Annotated in this window: 12 protein-coding genes; 10 read left to right on the forward strand and 2 right to left on the reverse strand. The window is 60.6% G+C overall.

Annotation, left to right across the window (positions count from 1 at the left end; genetic code table 11):
• The first annotated feature begins 99 nt into the window (after window positions 1-99).
• Window positions 100-423 (forward strand): DUF6525 family protein, encoded by a 324-nt coding sequence (locus tag Q4577_RS06355; RefSeq protein ID WP_303468852.1) that lies wholly within the window; start codon window positions 100-102, stop codon window positions 421-423.
• Between the two features lie 110 nt (window positions 424-533).
• On the opposite strand, the gene Q4577_RS06360 is transcribed toward Q4577_RS06355, so the two are convergent.
• A complete protein-coding gene (locus Q4577_RS06360; protein WP_303468854.1) occupies window positions 534-2,231 on the reverse strand; it encodes an acyl-CoA dehydrogenase family protein in 1,698 nt (565 codons plus the stop codon).
• 146 nt (window positions 2,232-2,377) lie between these two features.
• Here Q4577_RS06360 and Q4577_RS06365 point away from each other — a divergent pair, with 146 nt between their 5' ends.
• Complete coding sequence (locus Q4577_RS06365; protein WP_303468856.1) at window positions 2,378-3,145, forward strand: sulfite exporter TauE/SafE family protein; 768 nt, start codon at window positions 2,378-2,380, stop codon at window positions 3,143-3,145.
• Window positions 3,146-3,182: 37 nt separating this feature from the next.
• Here the strand turns inward: Q4577_RS06365 and dnaE are convergent, their stop codons facing one another.
• Entirely contained in the window at window positions 3,183-6,710 is a 3,528-nt protein-coding gene (dnaE, locus tag Q4577_RS06370; RefSeq protein WP_303468858.1) for a DNA polymerase III subunit alpha, read from the reverse strand.
• A gap of 236 nt (window positions 6,711-6,946) precedes the next feature.
• On the opposite strand from dnaE, the gene Q4577_RS06375 reads away from it, so the two are divergent.
• The 8 genes from Q4577_RS06375 to Q4577_RS06410 all read left to right on the forward strand — a co-directional run bounded on the left by Q4577_RS06375 (window position 6,947) and on the right by Q4577_RS06410 (window position 17,329).
• Window positions 6,947-7,765, forward strand: coding sequence for a hypothetical protein (locus tag Q4577_RS06375; RefSeq protein WP_303468859.1), 819 nt, complete (start codon window positions 6,947-6,949; stop codon window positions 7,763-7,765).
• A 38-nt stretch (window positions 7,766-7,803) separates the two neighbouring features.
• On the forward strand, window positions 7,804-8,727 hold the full coding sequence (locus Q4577_RS06380; protein ID WP_303468860.1) for a glutaminase: 924 nt from the start codon (window positions 7,804-7,806) through the stop codon (window positions 8,725-8,727).
• A 252-nt stretch (window positions 8,728-8,979) separates the two neighbouring features.
• Window positions 8,980-10,380, forward strand: a complete 1,401-nt coding sequence (gene xdhA / locus Q4577_RS06385; protein WP_303468861.1) for a xanthine dehydrogenase small subunit — start codon at window positions 8,980-8,982, stop codon at window positions 10,378-10,380.
• Entirely contained in the window at window positions 10,377-12,803 is a 2,427-nt protein-coding gene (gene xdhB, locus Q4577_RS06390; protein ID WP_303468862.1) for a xanthine dehydrogenase molybdopterin binding subunit, read from the forward strand. Before xdhA ends, xdhB begins: the two co-directional genes overlap by 4 nt.
• A complete protein-coding gene (gene xdhC, locus Q4577_RS06395) occupies window positions 12,796-13,734 on the forward strand; it encodes a xanthine dehydrogenase accessory protein XdhC (protein WP_303468863.1) in 939 nt (312 codons plus the stop codon). Before xdhB ends, xdhC begins: the two co-directional genes overlap by 8 nt.
• Window positions 13,731-15,254: an ABC transporter ATP-binding protein gene (locus Q4577_RS06400; protein ID WP_244684331.1), complete on the forward strand. Its 1,524-nt coding sequence runs from the start codon at window positions 13,731-13,733 to the stop codon at window positions 15,252-15,254. Before xdhC ends, Q4577_RS06400 begins: the two co-directional genes overlap by 4 nt.
• 69 nt (window positions 15,255-15,323) lie before the next feature.
• Window positions 15,324-16,406 carry an ABC transporter permease gene (locus Q4577_RS06405; RefSeq protein WP_303468866.1) on the forward strand — a complete coding sequence of 361 codons (1,083 nt, stop codon included), beginning with the start codon at window positions 15,324-15,326 and terminating at the stop codon, window positions 16,404-16,406.
• Complete coding sequence (locus tag Q4577_RS06410) at window positions 16,406-17,329, forward strand: ABC transporter permease (RefSeq protein ID WP_244684329.1); 924 nt, start codon at window positions 16,406-16,408, stop codon at window positions 17,327-17,329. Before Q4577_RS06405 ends, Q4577_RS06410 begins: the two co-directional genes overlap by 1 nt.
• Window positions 17,330-17,371 lie beyond the last annotated feature (42 nt).

Consider the following 17,371-nt stretch of genomic DNA (forward strand, 5'->3'; position numbering starts at 1 on the left):
TGCCCCTTGTCGGCATTTCCGCGCCTTCGTGGCCTTGTGCCGTGACGTGTAATGTTATTACATATTCGCCTCAAATCGATTCCAATGGCGTACCGACAGATGAACCACACCATGTCCGGCAATCGCGGCTCTACGTCGCTGAGATGCAAACCAAGCCACAAAGATCCGATGCGGGCCTATGACAACCTGCCCAAAGATCTGCGCACATGGGTGTCCTCTGCCATCCTGCCCTGGGGCGCACAGTCGGTTCGGCGCGCCTTTGATCGGGCAATCGCCCGCACCGGCGATGCGAAACTTGCCCTGCGGGAATTGGATGCGCTTCAGAATCGTTTGGTGGCCAAAGATGCCCAGCGGATATGGGGCCAGCACCATCCCGGGTGCTGCCCGCCGGGATCAGGGCACACCCAGTCCCCAAGACCGTGACGCAAAAATCCCGCGCAGCGAACTGCACGGGATGATCAAACCGAAGATCACGGTCCGGGACTGCGGCCCCGGATCACCACCCAGGATCACCATCCGGGATCTCCGCCTGATTATTTGCGCGGATCAAGCAGGCGACGGGCGATCACCTGTGCCTGAATTTCTGCGGCACCCTCAAAGATATTGAGAATCCGCGCGTCGCACAAAATCCGGCTGATCGTGTATTCCAAGGCAAATCCGTTGCCGCCGTGGATCTGCAACCCGTTGTCCGCCGCTGCCCAGGCAACACGCGCGCCCAGAAGCTTGGCCATACCAGCCTCAAGATCACAGCGCCGCCCCTCGTCCTTTTCCCGGGCCGAGAAATAGGTCAGCTGCCGCGCCACCATGATCTCGACCGCCATCATCGCCAGCTTGCCGGCCACACGCGGGAACGCGATGATCGACTTGCCGAATTGCTTGCGATCCAGCGCATATTGCAACGACACATCCAGCGCCGATTGCGCCACGCCAATGGCGCGTGCGGCGGTCTGAATGCGAGCGGATTCAAAGGTTTCCATCAGCTGTTTGAAGCCTTTGCCTTCTTCCCCACCCAGCAGATTGTCGCCTTTGACCTTGAAGCCATCGAACCCCAGTTCGAATTCCTTCATCCCGCGATAGCCCAGAACCTCGATCTCGCCGCCAGTCATGCCCTCGGTCGGGAATGGGTTGGCATCGTCGCCGGGTTCCTTTTCCGCCAGGAACATCGACAACCCGCGATAATCACTGGTGTCGGGATCGGTGCGCGCCAACAGCGTCATGACATGGGTCCGCGCAGCATGGGTGATCCATGTCTTGTTGCCGGTCACGGTGTAATTGCCGTCCTCGCCCTTGACCGCGCGGGTGCGCAAGGAACCGAGGTCAGAGCCGGTGTTGGGTTCGGTGAACACCGCAGTGGGCAGCTTTTCACCCGAGGCCAGCAGCGGCAACCAATGTTCCTTTTGTGCCTGCGTGCCACCGGCGATGATCAGTTCGGCTGCAATCTCTGATCTTGTGCCAAGCGAGCCGACGCCGATATAGCCGCGCGACAGTTCCTCTGACACCACGCACATAGATGCCTTGGACAGGCCGAAACCGCCGAATTCTTCGGGAATGGTCAGGCCAAAGACCCCCATTTCGGCCAGTTCCTCGATCACCTGCATCGGGATGTAGTCGTCTTTCAGATGCCATTCATGGGCGTGCGGGATGACATTATCGACGGCATAGCGGCGAAATTGCTCGCGGATCATCTCAAGCTCGTCATCCAGGCCGGATGCGCCGAACATCGTCGCCCCATGCTGCGCCTGCATCAGTTCCACCAACCGCATCCGGGCCGCCGTGGTATTGCCCTGCGTCAACAGGGTTTCAATCTCTGGCGTGTTCAGAACGCCCAGCTCCTCCGGGCCAACCCCGAAATCGCGCGGGCGCACGATCTCGCCCTGGTTCATGGGAATGCCACCCCGGATCTGGGCCAGATATTCGCCAAAGGCGATCTGATGCATCAGGGCATTCAGCTCTGAAAACTGGCCCTCTGCGGTCATCCGCTCTGCCCAACCCTGCATTTGTCTGAGCGATTCCAAATAGGTAGCCAACCAAGCCAGCCCATGCGCCGCATCCTGATGCACCTCGACCAACATTGCCGACACCCGGCCATCCTGGACCACCAGATCGCGCAGATGCGCGCGGGCGCAATCGAAAATCCGTTCGACCGGGGCAATTGCCGCGCCGGTCAATGTCAACAGATCGTCAAGCAGCACCTGTGCCTGCGTCGTCAGGTCTTGTCCATCATGGGCCATGGTCGCACTCCTTTGTCTCTCTTGCCGTTGCATAAAGCCTTCGCAGGTGCAGCGCAACAAAAATTCGTTTCAAGGACGATCACATTCCAAATATTGCGCAAAAGATTTAAAATGCAGCGACCATCCGGCTGTGCTAGGCGACAGAAATGGATTTTGCTGCATTTGATCTCTCGTTTTCTCTGTTGATGGCCAGCGGTGCCGTCGCGCTTTTGGCCGGTGTGATCAAGGGCATGGTCGGATTCGCCATGCCAATGATCATGATTTCGTTGCTGGGCATGTTTCTACCCCCAGATGTGGCGTTGGCCGGGCTGATTCTTCCAACCTTGCTGACCAATGGGGCCCAGGCATTGCGCCAGGGTCTGGGGGCGGCATGGCGTTCGGCCTATCAGTTTCGCATCTACTTGCTCACAGCCGGGGTCGTGCTGGTGCTGTCGGCACAGCTTTATGTGTTCTTGCCGGTTTGGGTGTTGTTCCTGTCGATCGGCCTGCCCATCACCCTGTTCTGCCTGATGCAGCTTGTCGGGATAAAATTCCACCTGCCGCAACAAATTGCCTGGGTCGAGGTCACACTGGGCACGTTTTCCGGTTTTATCGGTGGATTGTCCGGCGTTTGGGGCCCGCCGATGGTGGCCTATCTGACCGCATTGCAGACCGAAAAACGCATGCAGATGCGCACCCAGGGCGTCGCGTTTGGGTTTGGGTCGCTGTTATTGCTGCTCGCGCATTGGAATTCCGGCGTGGTGCGCAGCGAAACCTTTGTGTTTTCGATCTGGCTGTGTCTGCCGGCGATGATTGGCGTCTGGTTGGGCGGCATGGTTCAGGACCGGATCGACCAAGAAACCTTTCGCCGCGCGACCTTGGCGGTGTTGCTCCTGGCGGGTTTGAATTTGCTGCGCCGTGCCTATTTCGCCTGACCGGTAATTCTGCCCCGCGATCCTGCCCGCAAAACCCCTAGACCTCTTCCACGGCCATCACCCCCGGCAGGGATTTCAGCGCGCCTTTGATCTCTGGCGTCACCGGGAATTCGGCGCCGGTGTCGATCTCGACCTCGCCGGGCAAGGCAGGGTCCATCAGGCAAAGATAGATCGGGCCGCGCCCGGCCTTTTTCACCCGCTCGGCCGCATCCGACAACATCTGGGAAATCGACGCAATCGCGCCCGGTTCTTCGACAAACACCTTTAGCCCCGACGCCCCGGCATCCGCCACCGCATCGTCAATCGGCGCAACAGAGCGGGCCAGCAATTTCAACTGATCGCTTTCCATTGTCGCCTCGACCGTCACCACAACCTTGGCCCCGGTTTCCAGGAAATCGCGGCTTTTCTCCAGTGTTTCGGAAAACAGCGTGACCTCATAGGCGCCGGTGGTGTCGGACAATTGGCAAAAGGCAAACCGATTTCCGCGTGCGGATTTACGCTCCTGACGTCCCGCAACCACCCCGGCCAGTTTGGCCAGACAGGGCGTGCTCTCGGCCTTGGCCGTGACCTCGTCAAGTGTCATCACGTCCTTGCGCCGGAGCGCCGCCATGTAATCATCCAGCGGGTGACCAGAGAGATAGAAGCCAACCGCCTTGAATTCCTCGGCCAGCCGTTCGGCGGGCAACCAATCATTCACCGGCGCAAGACGCGGTTCCGGAAGGTCATCCCCCGCCTCGCCAAACAGGCTGACTTGATTAGAGTTTTTCTGATCATGCACCGCAGCCGAATAGCTCACCAGCGCATCAAGGCTTTCGAACACCCGCCGCCGATTGGGATCAAGCTGATCGAACGCCCCGGCGCGGGCCAGCATTTCCATCGGACGTTTGCCCACCCGTTTCAGATCAACCCGCCGGGCCAGATCATAAATCGTGGCAAAGGGTTTGTCGGGGCTGCCCGGCTGGCTTGGGTCGGCGCGCCGCCCCTCTACCACCAGTTTCATCGCCTCGACCCCGACGTTTTTCAACGCGCCCAGCGCATAGACCAATGCGCCGTCCACCACATCAAACGTCGCCAGCGACCGGTTTACGCAGGGCGGCACCCAAGGCAGCCCCAGCCCCTTGCGGACCTCTTCGAAATAGGTCGCAAGCTTGTCGGTCAGGTGGATATCGCAGTTCATCACCCCGGCCATGAATTCGACCGGGTGGTTGGCCTTCAGCCAAGCCGTCTGATAGCTGACCACCGCATAGGCAGCAGCGTGGGATTTGTTGAAACCGTAGTTGGCGAATTTTTCCAGAAGGTCGAAAACCTCGGTCGCCTTTTTCTTGTCGACCCCGTTTTCCGCCGCGCCCTTTTCGAATTTCGGACGTTCGGCGTCCATCGCCTCTTTGATCTTTTTACCCATCGCCCGACGCAACAGGTCAGCACCGCCAAGCGAATAGCCCGCCATGACCTGCGCGATCTGCATCACCTGTTCCTGATAGACGATAATGCCCTGGGTTTCCGACAGGATGTGGTCGATCGACGGATGGACCGAGGTGATCTTTTTCTGCCCGTTCTTGACCTCGCAATAGGTTGGGATGTTTTCCATCGGGCCGGGACGGTACAACGCCACAAGGGCGACGATGTCCTCGATACAGGTCGGCTTCATACGCTTCAGGGCATCCATCATGCCCGAGCTTTCCACCTGAAACACCGCCACGGTCTTGGCCGCCGCATAAAGCTTGTAAGACGCCTCATCATCCAGCGGGATGGCGTTGATCTGGTTTTCTGCCCCTTCCGCCGGTTCATAGAGCTGCCTGCCGTCCGCCGAGACATGCAGCGGCCGACCGGATTTGAAGATCAGATCCATCGCATTCTGGATCACGGTCAGGGTTTTCAGACCGAGAAAGTCGAATTTCACCAGCCCGGCCTGTTCGACCCATTTCATGTTGAATTGCGTGGCCGGCATGTCGGATCGCGGATCCTGGTAAAGCGGCACAAGCGCATCCAATGGCCGGTCGCCAATCACCACCCCGGCGGCGTGGGTCGATGCATTGCGCAACAGCCCCTCGACCTGCTGACCATAGGTCAGAAGCCGGTCAACCACCTCTTCGTTCCTGGCCTCTTCTTTCAGGCGCGGCTCGTCCTGCAACGCCTTTTCGATGCTGACGGGTTTCACCCCCTCGACCGGGATCATTTTCGACAAACGATCGACCTGACCATAGGGCATCTGCAACACGCGCCCGATGTCACGCACCGCCGCCTTGGACAAGAGCGCACCAAAGGTGATGATCTGGCCCACTTTGTCGCGGCCATATTTCTGCTGCACATAGCGGATCACCTCTTCGCGGCGATCCATGCAAAAGTCGATGTCAAAGTCAGGCATGCTGACCCGTTCCGGGTTCAGGAACCGTTCGAACAGCAGCGAATAGCGCAGCGGGTCAAGGTCGGTGATGGTCAACGCATAGGCCACAAGCGACCCGGCACCAGACCCCCGCCCCGGCCCCACCGGAATATCATTGTCCTTGGCCCATTGGATGAAATCGGCAACGATCAGAAAGTAGCCGGGAAATCCCATGCCCTCGATAATGCCAAGCTCGAATTCCAACCGTTCCTGATATTCCTCGACCGACACCGCATGCGGGATCACCGCCAGCCGCTGTTGCAGGCCTTCGTTGGCGATGCGGCGCAGTTCGGCCACCTCGTCATCGGCGAATTTCGGCAGGATCGGATCGCGGCGATAACAGCCAAAGGCACAGCGCTTGGCGATCTCGACCGTGTTTTCCAGCGCCTCTGGCAAATCGGCAAACAGCGTTGCCATTTCCTGCGGGCTTTTGAAATAATGTTCGCGCGTCAGACGGCGGCGCCCGTCCTGTTGATCGACATAGGCACCTTCGGCGATACAGATCAGCGCATCATGCGCCTCGTACATCTCTGGTTTCGGGAAATAGACGTCATTCGTCGCCACCAGCGGCAGATCCATGGCATAGGCCATTTCGACAAAGCCACGTTCCGATTTCGCTTCGGCCTCGGGCAATCCACCTTCGCCGGGGTGGCGCTGCAACTCGACATACAGCCGATCCCCGAATATGGATTTGAGCCGCTCCATCAGCGCCTCTGCCGCCGGGCGTTGCCCGCGCTGCAACAATCTGCCCACCGGACCATCCGGCCCGCCAGACAGGCAAATCAACCCATCTGAATTGCTCTGCAATTCATCCAGCGTCACCTGCGGCTGCTGCCCGCCCTTGTCCACATAAAGACAGGTGTTGAGCCGCATCAGATGCTCATATCCGCGCTCATTCTGTGCCAGAAGGACAATCGCCGCAGGCAATGCCGGGCGATCCCCCGGTTTGACGGCCTGATACGCCAGATCGACCTGACAGCCCATGATCGGCTGTATGCCAGCCCCCTGTGCACCAACCGAAAACTCCAGCCCGCAAAACAGATTGTTGCTATCGGTCACCGCCACCGCAGGCATGCCCATGTCGGCGCAGAGACCCGGCAGCTTTTTCAGCCGCATAGCCCCTTCCAACAAAGAGTATTCGGTATGGGTGCGCAGGTGAATGAATCGGGGTGCTTGGCTCATAGGCGCCAAACTATGCCCGCCAGCGCGGCGATGGAAGCCATGCCGCCGCGACCTTGTCCCGCCCCGGTCCAAATTCTGCCAAATTTAAAGTGGAGCGTCGCAATATAACTCCCCTTTAAATAATTTTGTGAAAAATGCCAAACGATACAATAAATAGCCCCTATACGCCCCCCGTCGCAGTGCAGCTCCCGCATTACGGCATCAAAACCCGTCTGCGAAGACATGCTCTGGACGTGATGACCAAACTGTCACCGCGCGGAACGGCCCGCATGCTGGCGCGACGGCATCTTACGCCTTCGGCCTGTTTCCTGGCGGATCTGGACCGTTATTCACCAGAGGACATCACGCAAATCACCGTGGACGGGGTGACCCGGCTGAATTTCCCGGCCCTGGCCAAGGACAACAGCCCCTCCGGCAAACGCATCTTGATCGTGCCGGGGCTGGATGGACATTTCCGCCAGTTCCTGCGGCTTATTCGGCGGCTGCAAACCGCGGGCGTCACGGTTGATCTGCTGGTCCTGCCGGGGCATCTCGGCCCGCAACGCGATATGTGCAGCATGCGTGACATCGCCGAAAGCATTCAGTCCGTCACCAAAAACCACGGCCCCTATGATGGTGTGATCGCCCATTGCGTTGGCTGCAACGGCACGCTTTTCGCCCTCAAACACTGTGACCTCAGCCCGAAACTGGCGTTTGTGTCCACGCCGGTGAACCTCGCCAACCTTGTCCGGCAGGGTGGCAGGCAATACGGGCTGGATGGCCGATGTCTTGATACCTTTGTGGCCGAGGTCAGCCGCCTTGGCGCGCCTTACGCGATCGAAACCCCTTGGGACCATATGACCGCAAACCGGTCCGAAGATCTTCTGGTCGTTCATGCCCGCCAGGATTGGGCCGTTCCGTTTGATGATGTGACAAATATCGGCGACACTTGGCCCGGAGCCAAGGTGCAGATCTATGAACACGGCGAGCATAATTCGATCCTGAATGTGCGCTCTGCCATCACCGAAATTACCAGCTTCATGACATCGGACACACCAACCACCGCCAACACGTGACATCTGGACAAGCGCGCCGGGCGCTGTAGCTTCGCGCCATGACGGACCCGAACCAATTGCAAACCTTTCTCGAAACCCTCGATTCCGAGTTCCGCGCAAGCGCGGATTGGGGCGAGGTGGCGACCTATATCCCGGAACTGGCCCGTATCGACCCGGCGCAATTTGCCATTTCGGTGGCGCTGGCCGACGGTCGCCTGCTCAGCGCCGGCCAATCAGACACCCGATTTTCGATCCAATCGGTGTCCAAGGTGTTTGCCCTCGCCTGCGTCTTGTCCCGCATCGGCGAAAGCCTCTGGTCGCGGGTGGGTCGCGAACCCTCGGGCGACCGTTTCGACTCGATCCTCTTGCTGGAACAGGAACAGGGCCGCCCGCGCAATCCCTTTATCAACGCCGGGGCGCTGGTCACCACCGATGAACTCCTGGCCGGCCGCGCCCCAAAAGAGGCCCTGACCGAAATCCTCGGCTTTATTCGCGCCAGCAGCGGCGAAGACGACATCCATATCGACGCCGCAGTCGCCGCATCGGAAAAATCCACCGGTCACCGAAACTTTGCCCTGGCGCATTATCTGAAAAGCTTCGGCAACCTCAAAAACCCGGCAGAGATGACGCTGGGCACCTATTTCCATCAATGCGCCATCGAAATGACCACCCGGCAACTGGCCCTGGCAGGTCGCGGCATCGCCGGTCTGAAGGGCGCGCCAATGCTGCTGCCCCAGGTAAAACGCCGCCGCATTGCTGCGCTGATGATGACCTGCGGCCATTATGACGGCTCCGGCGACTTTGCCTTCCGCACCGGCCTCCCCGGCAAAAGCGGCGTTGGCGGCGGTATCCTGCTCGCGGTGCCGGGGCGGGCCTCTGTCGCAATCTGGTCGCCGGGCCTGAACGCCTGGGGAAATTCAAAGGTCGGCACAGAGGCGGCGGAACGGCTGGCACGGTTCACCAATTGGTCGGTATTTGGCTGATCCGCCAAAAAGTCTTTCAAATGAACCTGATGAATAAGCCCCTGCTAAACCGTTGAAACCCCACGCAGGGCCGCCAAAAACCAACGCACAAGATTTATGCAATGGCAAAAACTTTCTGCACCGCAGCCAAGGATTCGCTTGCCAGTCGCGAACCAGCCTCCCTATCCTGCTTAACGGACCGGCACGCAAACCTTCTACGCCGCATCGAGGGTTTGCAAAATTGTGCGCAAGGTAGAGCGGCAGGACCCAGATATGGACATTGGCTTTCTTCTGAACGGAGAACATGTCCGGCTTCGCCCTGACAATCCAACGCAAACTCTGCTGGACTGGCTGCGCGAAGACCGCGGATTGACCGGAACCAAAGAGGGCTGCAACGAAGGCGACTGCGGGGCCTGCACGGTGATGGTGCAGGATGAAAACGGTATCCGCGCGCTGAATGCCTGCATCCTCTTTTTACCACAGCTGGAAGGCAAATCTGTCCGCACGGTCGAGGGCATTCGCGACGACAGCGGCGATCTGCACCCGGTTCAATCCGCCATGGTCGCGCATCACGGCTCGCAATGCGGGTTTTGCACGCCGGGCTTCATCGCCTCGATGGCCGTGGCCCATGCCAATGGCCAAACCGATCACAACGACCGGCTGGCCGGCAATCTCTGCCGCTGCACCGGCTACGCCCCGATCCTCCGCGCCGCCAAATCCGCCGAAACCGCACCGGTGCCACGCTGGGTCGCGGCGGATGCCGCCCTTGTGGCTTCTTCTGTTCAAAAATATCCCGGGGGGGGCGCAGCGGGGGGCTGGCCCCCCTTCCTGCCCCGATCCTCGGACGAACTGGCGCAAATCTACAGCCAACACCCCGACGCAACCCTGATTGCCGGCGCCACCGATGTGGGGCTCTGGGTCACCAAACAATTGCGCGACCTCGATCCGGTCATCTTCCTCAATCGATGCCAGGACCTGCAACAAATCGAACACCGGGGCGACACCCTGAAAATCGGCGCCGGTGTCACCATCGCGCAACTCTGGCCGCTGATGACGGAGCTTTATCCCAGTTTCGGCGAACTCCTGCGCCGCTATGGCAGCGTTCAGGTGCGCGAGGCCGCGACTATCGGCGGCAATATCGCCAACGGCTCTCCCATCGGGGACAGCCCGCCGGTGCTGATCACCCTCGGCGCGACATTGCATCTGCGCCAAGGTGACAGGCGGCGCGACATCGCACTGGAAGATTTCTTCATCGACTACGGCAAACAGGATCGCGCCCCGGGCGAATTTGTCGAGGCCGTGACCATCCCCAAAAACCGCGCCAATCTGCGCAGCTACAAACTCTCGAAACGCTTTGATCAGGATATTTCCGCCGTCTGCGGTGCCTTTGATCTGACCATCACGGATGGCAAGATCACCGCCGCCCGCATCGCATTTGGCGGCATGGCCGGCACGCCAAAGCGCGCGATCACATTGGAAACCGCCCTCATAAACCGGCCCTGGTCCGAAGACAGCGTGGCGGCCGCCGCCGCTGCGCTGGATGAGGACTTCACCCCGATGTCCGACATGCGCGCCAGTGCCGAGTATCGCAAGACCAGCGCCAAAAACATGCTTCTGCGTTACTTCCACGACCTGAACGGCACAGCCACCTCGGTGCTGGAGGTCAAACCATGAGCGTCGCCAACCCCCTGCCCCATGATGCCGGCGCGCTGCATGTCACTGGCGCGGCGCGCTATATCGACGATATTCCAACCCCGCGCGGCACTCTGCATATCGCCTTTGGCACCAGTGAAATTGCCCGCGGCACAATCACCGCTCTGGACCTCACCGCCGTGCGCGCCGTGCCCGGTGTCGCTGCGGTGCTGACGGCGGATGATCTGCCTTTTGCCAATGATGTGTCACCGTCAATCCATGACGAACCCCTGCTCAGCACCGGTGCGCTGCATTATATCGGCCAACCGATCTTTGCGGTGGTCGCCGATACCCATCTGAACGCCCGCAAGGCTGCACGTCTGGCCAAGGTCGAAACCAGCGCCGAAACCCCGATCCTGACCATTGACGCCGCCCTCGCCGCCAACAGCCGGTTCGAAGACGGCCCGCGCATCTATCAAAAGGGCGACGCCGCCAGCGCCATCGCAGGCGCGCCACACCAGCTGACCGGCAGTCTGGAAATGGGCGGCCAGGAACATTTCTATCTGGAAGGTCAGGCCGCCCTCGCCCTGCCACAGGACAACGGCGACATGTTGGTGCATTCCTCGACCCAGCACCCGACCGAAATCCAGCACAAGGTAGCCGAGGCCATCGGCACCCCGATGCATGCCGTCCGGGTGGAAACCCGGCGCATGGGCGGCGGATTTGGTGGCAAGGAAAGCCAGGGCAATGCATTGGCCTGTATCTGCGCCATCGCGGCGCAGATCAGCGGAAAACCCTGCAAGATGCGTTATGACCGCGATGATGACATGACCATCACCGGCAAACGCCACGATTTCCGCATCGATTATTCCGTCGGCTTCGACGATCAGGGCAAAATCGCTGGCGTTGACTTCATGCAATATGCCCGCTGTGGCTGGGCACAGGATCTGTCGCTGCCGGTGGCGGACCGCGCCATGCTGCACGCCGACAATGCCTATCATCTGGAACACGCCCGGATCGAAAGCCACCGGTTGAAAACCAACACCCAAAGCGCCACCGCCTATCGCGGTTTTGGCGGCCCGCAAGGGATGTTGGGCATCGAACGGGTGGTCGATCACATAGCGCATCATCTGGGGCTTGATCCGCTGGCGGTGCGGCGCGCCAATTACTATGAGGCCCCGGCAAAAACCGGGGCGGGCACAGCGCATCGCTACACCGGTCCGCATTCCTCCGCCAAATCCCGGCCCTTCACCGCCCCAGGTGCCGATCTGACCTCGCGCGGGACGGCGCAAAACGTGACCCCGCCAGCGGTGCCCGCGTCACAGCCCGGCGTGCAAACCACGCCCTATGGCATGGACGTCACGGACTTCATTCTGAACGAGATGACCGACGCACTGGCGAGCCGCGCCGATTATGCCACCCGGCGCGCGGATATCTCTGCCTGGAATGCCTCCAATCCGATCCTGAAACGCGGTCTTGCCCTGACGCCGGTGAAATTCGGCATTTCCTTTACGCTCACCCACCTCAATCAGGCCGGCGCGCTGGTGCATGTCTATCAGGATGGCTCGATCCACCTGAACCACGGCGGCACCGAAATGGGTCAGGGGCTGTTTCAAAAGGTGGCGCAGGTTGCGGCTTCGCGCTTTGGCGTGCCGATCGACATGATCCGCATCACCGCGACGGACACCGCCAAGGTGCCCAACACATCGGCGACCGCGGCCTCCTCCGGGTCTGACCTGAACGGCATGGCGGTCAAGGACGCCTGTGACAAGATCACCGCAAGGATGGCCGAACATCTGGCGGGATTGCACCAGCAGCCGGTCGAAAACGTCCGGTTCGAGGATGGCAATGTCATCGTCGGCGGCGAGACCCTGACCTTTGCCGAAGCGGCGAAATCGGCCTATGAGGCACGGATCAGCCTGTCCGCCACCGGGTTCTACAAGACGCCCGATGTCGCCTGGGACCGGATCAAGGGCCAGGGCCGGCCGTTTTTCTATTTCGCCTATGGTGCGGCGCTGACCGAATGCGTGATCGACACACTGACCGGCGAAAACCGTATCTTGCGCACCGATATTCTGCATGATGCCGGCGCCTCGCTGAACCCGGCGTTGGACATCGGACAGGTCGAAGGCGGCTTTGTTCAAGGCGCCGGCTGGCTCACGATGGAGGAGCTGGTCTGGGACGATACGGGCCGTTTGCGCACCCATGCGCCGTCGACCTATAAAATCCCGGCCTGTTCCGACACGCCGGATGTGTTCAACGTCGACCTGTGGGATGGTGAAAACCAAAGCGACACGATCTATCGCTCCAAAGCGGTGGGCGAACCGCCCTTCATGCTGGGCATGTCGGCCTTCTTTGCGCTGTCGGATGCAATTGCCGCCTGTGGCAAGGGCTATCCCGATTTGGACGCCCCGGCGACGCCGGAACGCATTCTTGCCGCGATCAAGGCGCTGGACGATGTTTGACCGCGCAGGCCTGTGCGATGCGGTTGCCGACAAGGGCCGGGTCGCCCGCGTGGTGATTGCCGCGATTGCCGGGTCGTCCCCGCGCGAAGTGGGGGCCGCGATGCTGGTCTGGGCAGATGGGCAAAGCGGCACCATTGGCGGCGGCGCTTTGGAATATGCCGCGACACTTGCGGCGCGCGACGCCCTGACCGCAAACGCGCCGGATCAGTTGACCCGCCACCCCCTGGGGCCGGAACTGGGGCAATGCTGCGGTGGCGCGGTGACCCTCCTGACCGAGGTCTATGACGCCTCGCGCCTGGACGAGGTGCCGGAAACTGGGGCCTTTGCACGTGGCAAAGGTGCGAAACCGCTGGCAATTTTCCGCGCCGAAACCGACCTGCGCAACGCGGGCGCGCCAGTGACGGCGGGACTTCATGGTTCATGGTTTATCGAGCCAATTTTGACCCCGGATTTCCAAATCTGGATCTGGGGCGCGGGCCATGTGGGCCGGGCACTGGTCCACGTTCTGGCCCCGTTGCCGGGCATGGCGATCACCTGGGTCGACACCGCCGCAGCGCGCTTTCCCGACGCCCACCCCACGTCGGTCACTGTGGTCCCTGTCGCTGACCCGACCGCTTTGATGCCCCATGCCCCGAAAACCGCGCATCACCTGATCCTGACATATTCGCACGCGCTGGATCTGGCGCTGTGCCACGCCGCATTGACCCATGGCTTTGCCAGCGCCGGGTTGATCGGATCTGCCACCAAATGGGCGCGCTTCCGGTCGCGGCTTGCCGCCTTGGGGCATCGTGATGCCCAAATAGCACGCATCACCTGTCCGATTGGCGACCCCGGATTGGGCAAACATCCGCATGCCATTGCTGTGGGGGTGGCGGCCCGTTACCTGAACCGAACAGAGCCCCAGACCGCCGCAAGGGAGAACCGCGCATGAGAGAGACCCTGTTGGATATCAAAGGGCTGACCAAGGCCTATCCCGGTGTGATCGCCAATTCCGATGTGTCCTTTTCGGTGGGCAAGGGCGAGGTGCATGCGCTTTTGGGTGAAAACGGCGCGGGCAAATCCACGCTGGTCAAAATGATCTATGGTCTGGTGAAACCGGACAGCGGCAGCATGATGCTGAACGGCGCGGCCTTTGCCCCGCCAAACCCACATGCGGCCCGTGGCTCTGGTGTGGCGATGGTGTTTCAGCATTTTTCCCTGTTCGAGGCGCTGACCGTTGCTGAAAACGTCGCGCTTGGCATGGAAAATCCGCCCAAGCCCCGCGATCTGGCCCAGCAGATCCGCGACGTGTCGGAAACCTATGGTCTGCCGCTTGATCCCGACCGCACGGTTGGCGGATTGTCGGCCGGTGAACGCCAGCGGGTCGAAATCATCCGCTGTCTTCTGCAAGATCCGCGCCTGTTGATCATGGATGAGCCGACCTCGGTTCTGACACCGCAGGAGGTCGAAATCCTGTTTCAGACGCTGCGCAAACTGTCGGACGAAGGCACGGCAATCCTGTATATTTCTCACAAGCTGGAAGAAATCCGCACAATCTGCGAAAGCGCGACAATCCTGCGCCGGGGTCAGGTCGTCGCGACCTGTACCCCACGCGACACCACCGCGCGGGCGCTGGCGGAAATGATGGTCGGGGCGTCGTTTGATGCGGTGCAACGCGCCACCAAGGAGTTTGGCGAGGTGCGGTTGAAAGTGGACGGTCTGTCGGCCAAATCCCCCGGCGAATTCGGCACATCGCTCAAAGATATCTCGTTCGAGGTGCGCGCGGGCGAGGTTCTGGGCATTGGCGGCGTGGCGGGCAACGGACAGGATGAATTCCTGGCCGCGATTTCCGGTGAAATCCTGACCGAGGCGCAAATGGTTTCTTTTGATGGCGCGCCGGTCGGCACCCAAGGCCCCGAAGCACGGCGCAAAGCCGGGCTATTATCCGCGCCAGAGGAACGATTGGGCCATGCGGCGGCCCCGGACATGAGCCTGACGGAAAACGCCATGCTGACGGCCGCAGCGCGTCAAGGGTTGATGAAGAAAGGATTTCTGAACTGGCCCAAGGCCACCGGATTTGCCGAACAGGTGATCGAGGCCTTTGATGTGCGCACGCCCGGTGCGGGCACCGCGGCACGGGCGTTGTCGGGGGGCAATCTTCAGAAATTTGTCATTGGCCGCGAGGTGCTGCAACGACCGCAGGTTCTGGTGGTGAACCAGCCGACATGGGGCGTGGATGCGGCGGCGGCGGCGGCAATCCGACAGGCGCTTCTGGACCTTGCGGCCCAGGGCGCAGCCGTGGTGGTGATCAGTCAGGATCTGGATGAATTGATGGAAGTGGCCGACCGGTTTGGCGCGTTGAACGAAGGCCGATTGTCGGACATTCGCCCGGTACAGGGTCTGACGGTGGATGAAATCGGCCTGATGATGGGTGGCGCACATGATATGGAGATGGCCCATGCAACGGCTTGATCGACGCACAACGCCAGCATTGGCAGACCCGATTTCGGTAAAGAAATTTGCAAATTCGGAGGGCCGGACATGATCCACCTCGTCAAACGGCCCCAGCCTTCGCGGTTCTGGACCGCTGTCACCCCGTTGCTGGCGGTGTTGCTGACCATGATTGTCGGCGGCATCATGTTTGCCGCCCTGGGCAAACCGCCGCTAGAGGCGATCCGCACGATTTTCTGGGATCCGATCTTTGGCGAATTTGCGTTTTATTATCGCGGGCAATTGCTGATCAAGGCCGGGCCGCTGATCCTGATTGCGATCGGTCTGTCCATCGGCTTTCGCGCGGGGATCTGGAATATCGGCGCCGAAGGCCAGTATATCATGGGGGCGATTGCCGGTGCCGGTGTCGGATTGGCCTTTTATCCGCTCGACAGTTTCATAATTTTTCCGCTGATGATCCTTGCCGGGGCGCTTGGCGGTTGGGCCTGGGGCATGATCCCCGCCATCCTGAAGACCAAATTCGGCACCAATGAAATTCTGGTCTCGTTGATGCTGGTCTATGTGGCCGAAGCCTGGCTTGCCTCTGTGGCGTCTGGGCTGTTGAAAAATCCCGAAGGGCGCGGCTTTCCCGGTTCGCGCAATCTTCAGCAATATGAAAGCGCCGCCAACACCGAAATCATTGCCGGGACCGGCATGCATTGGGGGGTGATCGCCGCCTTTATTGCGGTGATTTTCGCCTATGTCCTGCTGACCCGCCACATACGTGGCTTTCACATCCGCCTGACCGGCGAAGCGCCACGCGCCGCTAGGTTCGCCGGGGTGAAACCCGCACGGGTGATCCTGTTCTGTCTTGGTCTGTCGGGCGCATTGGCCGGCATGGCCGGATTGTTTGAGGTCGCAGGCCCGGCGGGCCAGATCACCATCGACTTCAACTCCGGCTACGGCTTTACCGCGATTATCGTGGCCTTTCTGGGCCGGCTGCATCCGGTGGGCATCCTGTTGGCCGGGTTGTTGATGGCGCTGACCTATATCGGTGGCGAAGCGGCGCAGAGCAATTTGGGCCTGCCCGGCGCGGCGATCCAATTGTTTCAGGGCATGTTGCTGTTCTTCTTGCTGGCGACGGATGTATTCACCAATTACCGCGTCCAATTCGGACAGGGGGAGGCCGCATAATGGACTTTGGCACAATCAATCCGATCCTTCTGGTTGCCTCGCTCATGGTGTCGGCCACGCCGATCCTTCTGGCCGCAATTGGCGAACTGGTAACGGAAAAATCAGGCGTGCTGAACCTGGGCGTCGAGGGCATGATGATCACTGGCGCGGTGGTCGGTTTTGCCGTCGCGGTCAACACAGGCTCGCCCTTGCTGGGTTTTGCGGCGGCAGCCTTGGCCTCGGCGCTTTTGTCGCTGAGCTTTGGGTTTTTGACGCAATATCTCTTGTCCAATCAGGTGGCGACCGGGCTGGGCCTGACTTTGGTCGGGCTGGGGCTGTCATCGCTGATCGGCAAACCCTATGAGGGGATGAAGGCCCCCAGCCTGGCGGATCTGCATATCCCGGTGCTGGGCGACATTCCGGTCATCGGGCCGATGTTGTTCCAGCATGACATCATGGTTTACGTCTCGATTGCCATGATCGCCGCCGTCTGGGCGGTGCTGAAATTCACCCGTGCCGGATTGATCCTGCGCGCCGTCGGCGAAAGCCATGATGCCGCGCATGCGCTGGGCTACAAGGTGGTACATATCCGCATGATGGCAATTGCCTTTGGCGGGGCCTGTTCCGGGCTTGGCGGGGCTTATCTTTCGCTGGTGCGGGTGCCGCAATGGACCGAAGGCATGACCGCCGGGGCCGGTTGGATCGCGCTGGCGATTGTGGTTTTTGCCAGCTGGAAACCCTGGCGCGTGCTGATCGGTGCGTATCTTTTTGGCGGCGTCACCGTCTTGCAGTTGAACCTGCAAGCGGCGGGCACAAGCCTCCCGGTCGAGTACTTGTCGATGTCACCGTATCTGATAACAATCCTGGTGCTGGTCGTTATTTCAGCGCGGGGATACCACGGCGCACCGGCCTCACTCGGCCGCGCATTCCATGCCTCGCACTGAGGCCAAACCAAACAAAAGACCATATTGAACAACCACATTGGG

The organism is Marinovum sp. 2_MG-2023 (assembly GCF_030548265.1).
GTDB lineage: Bacteria > Pseudomonadota > Alphaproteobacteria > Rhodobacterales > Rhodobacteraceae > Marinovum.

Coding starts and splice junctions, on each gene's coding strand:
- Q4577_RS06355 (WP_303468852.1), top strand. CDS start 100: ATGAACCACACCATGTCCGGCAATCGCGGCTCTACGTCGCTGAGATGC.
- Q4577_RS06360 (WP_303468854.1), bottom strand. CDS start 2,231: ATGGCCCATGATGGACAAGACCTGACGACGCAGGCACAGGTGCTGCTT.
- Q4577_RS06365 (WP_303468856.1), top strand. CDS start 2,378: ATGGATTTTGCTGCATTTGATCTCTCGTTTTCTCTGTTGATGGCCAGC.
- dnaE (WP_303468858.1), bottom strand. CDS start 6,710: ATGAGCCAAGCACCCCGATTCATTCACCTGCGCACCCATACCGAATAC.
- Q4577_RS06375 (WP_303468859.1), top strand. CDS start 6,947: ATGACCAAACTGTCACCGCGCGGAACGGCCCGCATGCTGGCGCGACGG.
- Q4577_RS06380 (WP_303468860.1), top strand. CDS start 7,804: ATGACGGACCCGAACCAATTGCAAACCTTTCTCGAAACCCTCGATTCC.
- xdhA (WP_303468861.1), top strand. CDS start 8,980: ATGGACATTGGCTTTCTTCTGAACGGAGAACATGTCCGGCTTCGCCCT.
- xdhB (WP_303468862.1), top strand. CDS start 10,377: ATGAGCGTCGCCAACCCCCTGCCCCATGATGCCGGCGCGCTGCATGTC.
- xdhC (WP_303468863.1), top strand. CDS start 12,796: ATGTTTGACCGCGCAGGCCTGTGCGATGCGGTTGCCGACAAGGGCCGG.
- Q4577_RS06400 (WP_244684331.1), top strand. CDS start 13,731: ATGAGAGAGACCCTGTTGGATATCAAAGGGCTGACCAAGGCCTATCCC.
- Q4577_RS06405 (WP_303468866.1), top strand. CDS start 15,324: ATGATCCACCTCGTCAAACGGCCCCAGCCTTCGCGGTTCTGGACCGCT.
- Q4577_RS06410 (WP_244684329.1), top strand. CDS start 16,406: ATGGACTTTGGCACAATCAATCCGATCCTTCTGGTTGCCTCGCTCATG.